The organism is Dyella sp. (genome assembly GCF_036384435.1).
Classification (GTDB): domain Bacteria; phylum Pseudomonadota; class Gammaproteobacteria; order Xanthomonadales; family Rhodanobacteraceae; genus GSA-30.
Genome location: NZ_DASVMI010000093.1, coordinates 18,333 through 28,260 on the forward strand (window position 1 = coordinate 18,333; position 9,928 = coordinate 28,260).

9 protein-coding genes and 1 tRNA gene are annotated in these 9,928 nt (G+C 61.7%); 5 read left to right on the forward strand and 5 right to left on the reverse strand.

Annotation, left to right across the window (positions count from 1 at the left end; genetic code table 11):
* Positions 1-261 precede the first annotated feature (261 nt).
* The 5 genes from pal to VF436_RS09120 all read left to right on the forward strand — a co-directional run bounded on the left by pal (position 262) and on the right by VF436_RS09120 (position 3,618).
* On the forward strand, positions 262-771 hold the full coding sequence (gene pal, locus VF436_RS09100; RefSeq protein WP_330903695.1) for a peptidoglycan-associated lipoprotein Pal: 510 nt from the start codon (positions 262-264) through the stop codon (positions 769-771).
* Positions 771-1,628 (forward strand): tol-pal system protein YbgF, encoded by an 858-nt coding sequence (gene ybgF / locus VF436_RS09105; RefSeq protein WP_330903696.1) that lies wholly within the window; start codon positions 771-773, stop codon positions 1,626-1,628. The genes pal and ybgF overlap by 1 nt, the downstream gene beginning before the upstream one ends.
* A gap of 16 nt (positions 1,629-1,644) precedes the next feature.
* On the forward strand, positions 1,645-2,328 hold the full coding sequence (gene queE / locus VF436_RS09110; RefSeq protein WP_330903702.1) for a 7-carboxy-7-deazaguanine synthase QueE: 684 nt from the start codon (positions 1,645-1,647) through the stop codon (positions 2,326-2,328).
* A gap of 166 nt (positions 2,329-2,494) precedes the next feature.
* Positions 2,495-3,190 (forward strand): 7-cyano-7-deazaguanine synthase QueC, encoded by a 696-nt coding sequence (gene queC, locus VF436_RS09115; protein ID WP_330903697.1) that lies wholly within the window; start codon positions 2,495-2,497, stop codon positions 3,188-3,190.
* 352 nt (positions 3,191-3,542) lie between these two features.
* A tRNA-Lys gene (locus tag VF436_RS09120) sits at positions 3,543-3,618 on the forward strand.
* 155 nt (positions 3,619-3,773) lie between these two features.
* On the opposite strand, the gene VF436_RS09125 is transcribed toward VF436_RS09120, so the two are convergent.
* The 5 genes from VF436_RS09125 to VF436_RS09145 form a co-directional block, all read right to left on the reverse strand.
* Positions 3,774-5,213 carry a HAMP domain-containing sensor histidine kinase gene (locus tag VF436_RS09125; protein WP_330903698.1) on the reverse strand — a complete coding sequence of 480 codons (1,440 nt, stop codon included), beginning with the start codon at positions 5,211-5,213 and terminating at the stop codon, positions 3,774-3,776.
* Between the two features lie 224 nt (positions 5,214-5,437).
* Positions 5,438-6,505 carry a phosphate/phosphite/phosphonate ABC transporter substrate-binding protein gene (gene phnD / locus VF436_RS09130; protein WP_330903699.1) on the reverse strand — a complete coding sequence of 356 codons (1,068 nt, stop codon included), beginning with the start codon at positions 6,503-6,505 and terminating at the stop codon, positions 5,438-5,440.
* A gap of 168 nt (positions 6,506-6,673) precedes the next feature.
* The gene (locus VF436_RS09135; RefSeq protein WP_330903700.1) at positions 6,674-7,345 is read right to left on the reverse strand and encodes a response regulator transcription factor; all 672 of its coding nucleotides are present in this window, start codon (positions 7,343-7,345) and stop codon (positions 6,674-6,676) included.
* 213 nt (positions 7,346-7,558) lie between these two features.
* The gene (locus VF436_RS09140; protein ID WP_330903701.1) at positions 7,559-7,858 is read right to left on the reverse strand and encodes a hypothetical protein; all 300 of its coding nucleotides are present in this window, start codon (positions 7,856-7,858) and stop codon (positions 7,559-7,561) included.
* 170 nt (positions 7,859-8,028) lie between these two features.
* Entirely contained in the window at positions 8,029-9,909 is a 1,881-nt protein-coding gene (locus tag VF436_RS09145; protein WP_330903703.1) for a hybrid sensor histidine kinase/response regulator, read from the reverse strand.
* Between the last annotated feature and the right edge of the window lie 19 nt (positions 9,910-9,928).

Genomic DNA, 9,928 nt, shown 5'->3' on the forward strand with positions numbered 1-9,928 from the left:
GATGGACGAATTTGCCGAATCCACCTTTTCAACGGGGGATTCGGCGGGCAAGCCGGGGTAGGTGCCGATGAGGGCCACCCAGGGTTTGCACGGTTGTCGATGGCGGGAAACTGCCATTGGTGAGGGTATCGGATGCAAGACAGCGCGTCCGGCGCCTACAAAAGTGTCAAAATAACAGCCGGTCCACCGGCGATACGCTGTCCCGTAACCGCAATCGTCATTGACTGTCGGAACTCAAACCCGTTTGAAGGAACGTCCACCATGAATAAGACCGTTCGCGTCGCCCTGGTCGCCCTGCTCTGTGTTGGCGCGGCCGCCTGCCAGAAGAAGCAGGAAGTTAAGCCCCAGCCGCAGCAGGAACAGCCGCAGACCATGCCGTCGCAGACCCAGGAATCGGGCAAGTACGGCCCGGAAGATCTGGACCGTGATGCCTGCCTGCGTCAGCGCGTTGTGTACTTCGATTTCGACAAGACCGAAATCAAGCCGGAATTCCAGCAGATCATGGCGTGCCACGCCAAGTACCTGCAGGACCGTCCGATGGCCCGCATCAACCTCGAAGGTAACACCGACGAGCGTGGTACGCGCGAGTACAACCTCGGCCTCGGCGAGCGTCGCGGCAACGCTGTATCCAGCGCCTTGCAGGCTGCCGGTGGTTCGGCCAGCCAGCTTAACGTTGTCAGCTACGGCAAAGAAAAGCCCGTGTGCCGTGAGCACAACGAGGATTGCTGGGGCAAGAACCGCCGCGTCGAGATCGTCTACACGGCGAAGTAATGAAAAAGCAACTGGCTAACAACTTTGCAGCCAGGCTCGGCATGGCGGGTGCATTTGCATCCGCCATGCTTTTTGCGCTGCCGGCGATGGCCCAGGATTCGCGACTGAGCCTGGCAGATCGTGTGGCGCGCCTTGAGCAGCAGGCGCAGAACCAGGACCAGGGCGGTATCGGCATGGTCAACCAGGTCCAGCAGTTGCAGCAGCAGGTGCAGCAGTTGCAGGGCCAGATCGAGGAGCTCCAGCACCAGTTGCAGGAAGCTCAGAACAGCAGCAAGGCGCAATACAGCGATCTTGATTCGCGTATCGGTCGTCTTGAAAAAGGCGGCAATAATGCCGGTGGTGACGCCGGGCAACAGGCGCAGCCGCAGCCGGGCAACAACCCGCAGCAGGCCGCCACCAATGCCAGTGCACAGCAGCCGGCAGCGGCTGCCAGTGCGGGCAACAACGCCAGCCCTGCCGCCAATCCAGCCGGCGCCCAGGCAGCCTACGACGTCGCCTTCGGCGCCATTCGTGGAGGCGATTACGTCAAGGCATCGCGCGGATTTCGCGACTTCCTGCAGCAGTATCCAGACAGTCCACTCACGCCCAACGCCTATTACTGGCTGGGTGAGTCGTATTACGCGACATCCAATTACCAGGTAGCCCTGGAGGCGTTCCAGCGCCTGGTGGCCAAGTATCCGCAGAGCGAAAAGGCGCCCGACGCGCTGCTCAAGCTTGGCTACACGCAGTTGGAGCTCAAGCAGGTCGATGCTGGCAAAGCGACGCTAAAGTCCGTGACCACAAAGTATGCGGGCTCCAAGGCGGCTGGCTTGGCGCAGGAGCGCCTGCGTCGTCTGCAACTGCAATCGGCCAACTGAGGTCGCTGTGAATACGATCGATGCGAACGTGGAGCAACCCACGTCGGCGCCTGTATTGGCCGAGCGCCTTCGCATCACCGAGATCTTTCACTCTGTTCAGGGTGAAGCCGATGCCATCGGCTGGCGCACGGTGTTCGTGCGCCTGACCGGCTGTCCGCTGCGCTGTGTCTGGTGCGATACCGAGTATTCGTTCTACGGCGGCGACTGGCGCGCGATTGATGACATCCTCGCCGAAGTCGCCAGTTACGAAGCCCGCCATGTCTGTGTTACCGGCGGCGAGCCGCTCTCGCAAAAGCGCTGCCAGACCCTGCTGACGCGCCTGTGTGACGCCGGCTATGAGGTATCGCTGGAGACCTCTGGCGCGCTGGACGTCTCCGCAGTCGACTCGCGCGTGCGCAAGGTGATGGACCTCAAGGCGCCCGACTCCGGGGAAGTCGCTCGCAACCTCTATGCGAACATCGACCACCTGCTGCCACACGACCAGGTCAAGATCGTCATCGCCAGTCGCGCTGATTACGAATGGGCGCGCGACAAGGAAGCCGAATACGGCTTATCGCGTCGTTGCATGGTGTTGTTCTCGCCCGTCCACGGTGCAGTGCATCCACGTGAACTGGCCGAATGGATCATCGAAGACAAACTGCCGGTTCGCTTTCAGTTGCAGCTACATAAGCTGCTGTGGAACGACGAGCCGGGACACTGAAGCACGGTGAGATCGGCCGCTGCACCGCCCGTAAGGTCGCACCAGCGGTGCTTTAAAGGTAAAGAGAAAAAGCGGCTGCCTTGGTCTTGTGATCTTGCCTTTTGCAGGCGGCGCGACCGTCGACTTTCCAGGCCGCCATGTGGCCTATCTGACGACAAAGAAAATCATGAACACCACAGAACGCAAAAAAGCCGTCATTCTCGTCTCCGGTGGTATGGATTCCGCTGTCACCATCGCGATCGCGCGCGAGCAGGGCTATGACGTCCATGCCTTGAGCGTGGCCTATGGTCAGCGGCATGGCGCTGAGCTGGAAGCATCCGAGCGCGTGTCGCGCACGCTGGGTGCGGTGGCGCACAAGGTCGTGACGGTTGATCTACGTGCCATTGGCGGTTCGGCGTTGACTGCCGATATCGAGGTACCGCTGGATACGGACCAGCAACCCGATGCCGCAGCGATTCCCGTGACCTATGTGCCGGCACGCAACACCATCATGTTGTCGATCGCGCTGGGCTGGGCCGAGGTACTGGGCTCCAGCGACATCTGGTGCGGCGTCAATGCCGTCGATTACTCCGGTTATCCCGATTGCCGGCCGGCCTTTATCGAAGCATTCCAGGTCCTGGCCAACATCGCGACCAAAGCGGGCGTGGAGGGAGCGGGTATTCGCATCCATGCGCCGCTGATGAAGATGAGCAAAGCCGACATCGCGCGCGAAGGGGCTCGCCTGGGCATCGATTTTTCCCAGACTGTCAGTTGCTACCAGGCCGATTCCGCGGGTCGTGCCTGCGGCCATTGCGACGCGTGCCGCCTGCGCGCCCAGGGCTTCCGTGACGCAGGCCTGCCCGACCCGACCCGTTACGTGTGATCGCCGGCCCCGGTGTCGCTCTACCGTGAGGGAGCGATCTCTAAAGATCCATGCTATTCGTTCGTCCCGGCGTAGGCCTGGACCTGGTGACTTAGCTTCGACGGAGCTAAAAGCGCCAGATTCCGGCCTTGGCCGACATGGCAACTTCGATGAAGGGTTTTTTAATGACTGCCTCCACTCGTGATTCCGCAGCCCGAAGCGGTCGACGCCAGTGCGCCTGGCAAACCCCTGGCCTCACCCCGTCGAAGGCAAGTGTATAAATCGCCTCAGGATCAACCCTGACAGACACTTAGGCCGTCCCAGCTTGTATCCTCGACCATAAGCACATAAAATTACTGGCTCGATTTCGTCCGGGCCGTTAGCTCAGTCGGTAGAGCAGCGGACTTTTAATCCGTTGGTCGATGGTTCGAATCCATCACGGCCCACCAGTCGAGTCCGTGGCTTGCGATCATCGCAGGCCATTTTTTTTGCGACTCGTACAAATAACGATGGCGCAGTCGGGTCGCATGTTCAGACGAATGGCTGCGGTGGGACGTCGGGACTTCCCCATCCATCGACCAAAAAGTATTCCAATATCGAATACTCAACTCGCTCGCCGCCAGCCGCCAACCGGTGTCTCCAGCGGCCGGTGCTGATCGATGGCTGGCGCGCGTGGGACATCAAACCAGAACGTACTGCCATGGCCCGGTCGCGAGCGCAGGCCTATCTGGGTGCCCATAACCTGGGCGACGCGTTCGGCGATGGCCAGGCCCAGTCCATAGCCGTCGCCGGAGTCGCCTTCGTCGGCGCTGAGGCGCACGAATTCCTCGAAGATATGCTGCTGCTGCGCTGTCTCGATGCCTGAACCGTTGTCGCGGATCTCAATGCGTGTACAGTCGCCACGTCGGCGTGCCGCGATGAGTACGCGGCCATACGGCGCATTTGCCAGCGCATTGGATACCAGCAATTGGAGCAGTCGCGCGCACAGGTCCGCATCGGCATGGATGCCGTGGTGGCTGCCGCGCCATGCCAGCGTGACGTGGTGCTCGATGGCCGCTTCGCTCAAGGTTTGTCTGTCGTGCATGAACAGTGTGGCAGCGCTGAACGACACGGGTTTTGCATGCACGACTCCAGCGTCAAGGCGCGACATTTCCAGCAGCGCATCGAGCAGGCGTGTCATGGCTTCGATGCTGCCGCGCATCTGTGATAGTGCGGCTTTCTGCTCCTTGGTGCTATCGGTGTGCAGGAAGGCGGCAAACAATTGCAGTGCCTGTAGCGGCTGGCGGAAGTGGTGCCCGACCAGGGCGACGAAATGGGATTTGCTGCGTGACAGGGCGTGTGCATCGCGTTGGCGGCGAATGGTTTGTACGGCGCTATGGCGGCGGGCCGAGACCAGGTCGCGGCGTTGCAGGGTCAGGGCTTGGTCTATGCGCGAAAGCGAAGCATGTAGCCGCTCGATTTCGTTGCCTGATAAATGCGTGGCAGCATCGCATTCGTCACGCCGCGGCAGCAGGTCGTCCAGGGCATGTTGCAGGCGTGCCACCGGGTCGAGCACGCGATGGCGCAGCGTCCAGCGCGCCAGTATGGCCATGGCGGCGATACCGAGGGCCCATAGCAGTCCACAGCCCCAGGTCAGTAGCAGGGCGCTGCGCAGGGGCCAGGGATCGACCTGTATGCTGACGGTTGCCACCGGCTGGTCGGGTGGAGTCGAGAGCACACGGCCGTAGATGTCCAGCGTGTCATCCTCGGCATGCCCGGCAGCGTAGAGGCGACCATCGGCCATGCGCAGTTCGGCGTAGCGCATGCCGAGTGATTTGCCTTGACGCAGGCTTTCTTCCAGTACCTTTTGCGGCGGCCGCCGATCCCATACGAATGACGCGCTCAATCGTTCGAGCGCCAGGGCCAGACCATTGTGTTGCCGTTCGCGCAACAGGGTGGCGTGCTGCATCGTCAGCGCTACGGTCAGCACCAGGGCGGAGAGGGCACACGGCAAAATGGCATCGATCAACAGGCGCGGCAGAAGTCCGTCGAACGTGCGCTTCATGGGCCCGCCTTTGCGATGACGCGTGGAAGGATGTGTCCCCGTCGGGACCGCGACGCCTGCGCCTGGAATCGAAGTGAGTACTGCATGGCATCGGCACTGTACGAATGAATGGCGGCCACCGCGCGGCCTCGCCCATGGCTTCACTGTAAGCAAGCATGGACGGCTATTCGATACACAGTTCGTACTATTCTGCGCCGGTCTATATCGAACGATATAGGGGCTATTCAGGGCTCGTCGTTGTGCCTGGCCAAGGTGATGGGCTGATTGTTCTTCAACTGGCGTATCAGTTGTTCATGCGCCGCTTCGATCTTCTGCAAGCGTGCTTTCATGGCGTCATTATTGACCCACTGAGCGCTGAGCGCGCGACGTTGTTCCAGCGTGTAGTCGATGTCGGCGAATGAGGTCAGTACATCGTTACCTGCCGCATGAAAGCCACTGATGTCGTGGATTAATTGGAGCTTGGCCAGCTCCGCGGCAGCATTGCGTCCCTTGGCGTAGCCTGTCAGGAACTGCGCGATGCGCTGGCGCAATTGCGGTGCCAGGTCGGTGCGTACGATGATCACTGCATGGGGAATCAGCGATGATTTCCACACTGTGCGAAGGCGGGCGTACTGATCGGGAAAGTGCTTGGCAAAACGCTCCATGTCGGCGGTGTTGTTGGTAGCCAGGTCGACCTCACCATTGACCACGGCCAACGCGTTGTTCTGATGGTTGTCCACCATGACGCTGGCAAAGAACGTATCCGAATCCAGTTTGCGCGCGGCGAACAGCTGTGTCTCGGGAACGAGATAGCCGGACACCGACAATGATTCGCCGCGCGCGTAGCGCCAGTGTCCAGGCTTGTCGAAAATATCGTCGAGCGTGTGGATGGTCGAATTCTTTTCGACGATCAATACGGAGTAGTAACCCAGCGTGCCGTCACCGCGGGTCAATTGGGCGATTACCTGCATGTGGTCCTGCGTGACCGCCTGCAAGGCCAGGCGTCCGGACACGAAGGCATAGTCGATGCGCTGTTCGGCCAATGCCTGGGCCAGCCCCTCATAGGTGCTTACCGACACACTGCGGATGGGCCGTTGCAGGGCATGCCCCATGTCGTCGAGCATCGGGCGCCAGGATTCGAGCGACTCCGAGGGGCCGCCCATGGGCAGCACGCCGAAGGTCAGCGGTTTTGCAGGCGCCTCAGGTTCGCCGGCCCAGGCGGACTGGCCGATGAGCATCCACAGCAACACGCACCAGGCCACGCTCAACGCGGCCAGGCGGCATCCGTCGCGGAGATTCCTTCGTTGCGGCAATGTAGGCTCCCCTGCAATCCCAGGCGGTGTGGCTCAAAATCCTTTCCAGGTGGCCGAGCATACGCTGGTGCGGCGGTGCGTAGGTGACAACGTGTTTGCAATCGCACCCTACTGAGTGATTTTGCGCGGCGGCCCCAAGGATGGAGCACGCCGATGAAGGCGGTTGCGTCAGGGACTGCCCGATAGCCGCCGGGATGCTACGACGGCCTCGACCCGGTTGCGCACGTTCAGTGCGCGGAAAATCGCCGCCAGATGGATTTTCACAGTGCCCTCGCTGATGCCCAGGTCGCGGGCGATCACCTTGTTGGGTTTACCTTGAGAAAGCAGCCACAGCACATCGATCTGCCGGTCGGTCAACAACTGGCGCAGGCGTTCTTCCAGGTCGGCCGGCCCGTTGGCCGGCGGCGTGGCGACCGGCGGTGGAGATTGGGCGATCTGGCCGGATTCGTCGAGCATCATCGGTGGCACGTACACGCCGCCGGAAAGCACCAGTCGGACTGCCGAAAGCATCACATCGGGTGAGTAGGCCTTAGGAATGAAACCCTGTACCCCGATGGCCAGGAGGTCCTTCATCAGGAAAGGATCTTCCGAGCCGGACAATACAATGACTGGCACGCCAGGCAGGCTGGCGATCACTTCGGACAGGTGCGCATGGCCCTGGGTACCGGGCATGGCCAGGTCGACCACGGCCAGATCCGGTGAGGGCTCGTTGCGCAAGGCTGCACGCAACTCATTGACGTCCATGGCGACCAGAAACTCGGTATCCGGACCGAGTTCGGCCAGCTTGAGCTTGACCCCTTCGACGATCAGTCGATGGTCATCGGCAATCAGTATCCGCATGTTCTCCCCCGCAGCCTGCCACGGTAGATGACCCGTCCGGCTACCCGAGCAACATAGCCTTACGGCATGGCATCGGCAAGACGTTGATGCATCGACGAAAGCACTACAAGACGAGCGCCACCTCGGCCTTTTGGCCTAGGGCCGTGCCGGTTCATCGTGCGCGGTGTGGCAGCTGCGAAGCGCTTTCCGGTGGCGATGCGCACGGCGGAAGATTCAGAAAGTGACGACCCAGGTGTCTACGTTGCCGTTGTTTTCGCTGGCAACCTCGCGCTTGACCTCGCTGGGGCCGTCGAGCGGGTCTGCGTGGATCTGCTCGACGCTGAAAGGATGCTGGGTATTGCAGTGCACGTCTGGAGCGGTGGCCGCATTGCCGGGATGCACGCTGCACGCTTCGCGCACCACCAACGACACCCGCATCACGGCGGTGGCGTGTCCGCTGGCGCCGTCGGCATGCAGGCTTGTCGACAGCAACAGCAGTAAAGCGATGGCAACGGCTTTGCTTCTGCGCAGCATATGAACGTGTATCCGTCCTGGCGCGGCCATTCCCGGCAGCGACTGGGGCGAGTTCGAGATCGTGCAAGACCTGCCCTCACAGTTCGCTGTATCGGCCCTGCCGCGAGGACCTTAAGCCCCCTGTGATGCCAAAGTGCGAGGTGGATCACATTTTGAATGCGGGGCAGGCTTCAGGCCGTCAGATGGCCGGTTGAACGGGCCATGGCCATGGCCTCGCGTAGTTGCTCGGGGGATACCGGCTTGTAGAGCACCGGGATCTTCGCGGCCATGATTTCGCGCAAGCGATCGCTGCGTGTCTCCCCCGTGATGAGCAGGCGGGCGAAGCCAGTCGAAGGGTGGGAGAGGCCATAGTGTTGATCCAGTGCTGCCAGGATATCCAGCCCGCTTTCGCCATCACGCAGGCGCAGATCGGAAATGACCAGGTCCGGAGCGATGGGCCAGTACTCGGCCGCCTCCATTGCCTGGACGCGGTCTTCAGCCACGGCCACATCGCAACCCCAACTGCGCAGGAGATAACGGATGCCGGACAGGATGGCGGGTTCATCGTCGATCACCAGCACTCGCATGCCTGATACATCCAGTGCGCGTTCGTCAGCTGGCGAGGGAAAGGCCGGGTGCACGGGTGCCTCGGGCACATGGAAGCTGAAGATGCTGCCACGTCCAACGCGTGACTTGAGCTTGACCTGGGTGTCGAGCAACTCGGCCAGGCGTTGTACGGTCGCCAGGCCCAGGCCCAGGCCTCGACGCGGGCCGCTGTCGTGCTCGCCACAGCCATGTGTGTCGACGCGATAGAACTCGTCGAACACACGCATCTGGTGCTCGGGTGCGATGCCGCTGCCGGTATCCCAGACATCCACGCGCACCGTGCCATCAGCCTGTCGTCGGGCACCTACCAGGACACCACCCTCGCGGGTGTAACGCAGCGCATTGCTGACCAGATTGTTGAGAATGCGTGCAAGCATGGTGCGATCAGTGCGCACCCATAGCGATGTCGGTCGTACAACCAGGCGCAGCTCGTGCTGCTCGGCGATCAGGCGGAAGTTGCGACTGACTTCGTCAAACACATGGTCGACCGGAAATTCACTGATTTCCAGTTGCATGGCGCCGGTTTCCAAGCGCGAAAGATCCAGCAGTTCGGTGAACAGGTGGTCCAGCGCCTCGACGCATTCCTGGATGTGCGCGATGCGGTCCAGTCGTAGTGGATCGCACTCGTTTTCTGCCAGGGACGAGGAAAACAGGGTCAGGGCATACAGTGGCTGACGCAGGTCATGCGATGCAGCTGCCAGGAAGCGAGCCTTGGCGATGCTGGCCGTTTCCAGGGCGGTGTTCTTGCGCGCCAGCTCCAGCGTGGCAGCTTCGATTTCCTGCTCCATTTCCCGTTGCACGTCGAACAGGGCCGCCGCGGCGCTGTTGAAGCCGCGCTGTAGTTCGCCGATCTCGGTGTGGTCGGTGATGTCCACTTCGACGCGTCGATCGCCGCGGCCGAGCTGGTGTACGGCAGCGGCGAGGTGTCGTAGTGGTGCGCTGATCCAGCGCGCGGCCTGCCAGCCGATGATCGCCGCGACCAGCAGGCTGAAGGTTAGCGCGATCAGCGTATTGCGCAGGCTCGAACGTTGCGCGGCGATGGCCTCCTTCATGCTGACGTCGACCAGCACCGAACCAATCACGGTATGCGTGTCGTGATCGGTGTTGATCACGTCGCGAACCACGGTGAGCACTTCACGCCCGGAGTGTTCTTCGCGCGCCTGGGTATCGGCCAGGATTTCTCCATCTGCCGCGCGGATCTGCACGTGGGTGACATGCGGTAGTTCGCCGATGGATTGAGCGATACGGGTGAGCTCGCGCCGCTGCATCTGGCGTAGCGGCTCGGCGCATACCGAAGCGGTCTGGATGGCGATGGAATCGGCGGTGCTTTGCGCCATATCGCGCAATGTGGCCTGCTGATGACGGGTCAGCATGGCAACCAGCAGCACCGCGGTGACCAGGGTAGGCACAAGCGCGATGAACGCCAGCCGCTGCATCAGCGTCGTGCGTTGCCACAACCGTCCCAGCCAGGTATCCCGTCCTGCC

What these genes read in the sequence shown, in the direction of transcription:
- queC (WP_330903697.1), top strand. Translation starts at nt 2,495, where the DNA reads ATGAACACCACAGAACGCAAAAAAGCCGTCATTCTCGTCTCCGGTGGT.
- VF436_RS09135 (WP_330903700.1), bottom strand. Translation starts at nt 7,345, where the DNA reads ATGCGGATACTGATTGCCGATGACCATCGACTGATCGTCGAAGGGGTC.
- VF436_RS09140 (WP_330903701.1), bottom strand. Translation starts at nt 7,858, where the DNA reads ATGCTGCGCAGAAGCAAAGCCGTTGCCATCGCTTTACTGCTGTTGCTG.
- VF436_RS09125 (WP_330903698.1), bottom strand. Translation starts at nt 5,213, where the DNA reads ATGAAGCGCACGTTCGACGGACTTCTGCCGCGCCTGTTGATCGATGCC.
- pal (WP_330903695.1), top strand. Translation starts at nt 262, where the DNA reads ATGAATAAGACCGTTCGCGTCGCCCTGGTCGCCCTGCTCTGTGTTGGC.
- ybgF (WP_330903696.1), top strand. Translation starts at nt 771, where the DNA reads ATGAAAAAGCAACTGGCTAACAACTTTGCAGCCAGGCTCGGCATGGCG.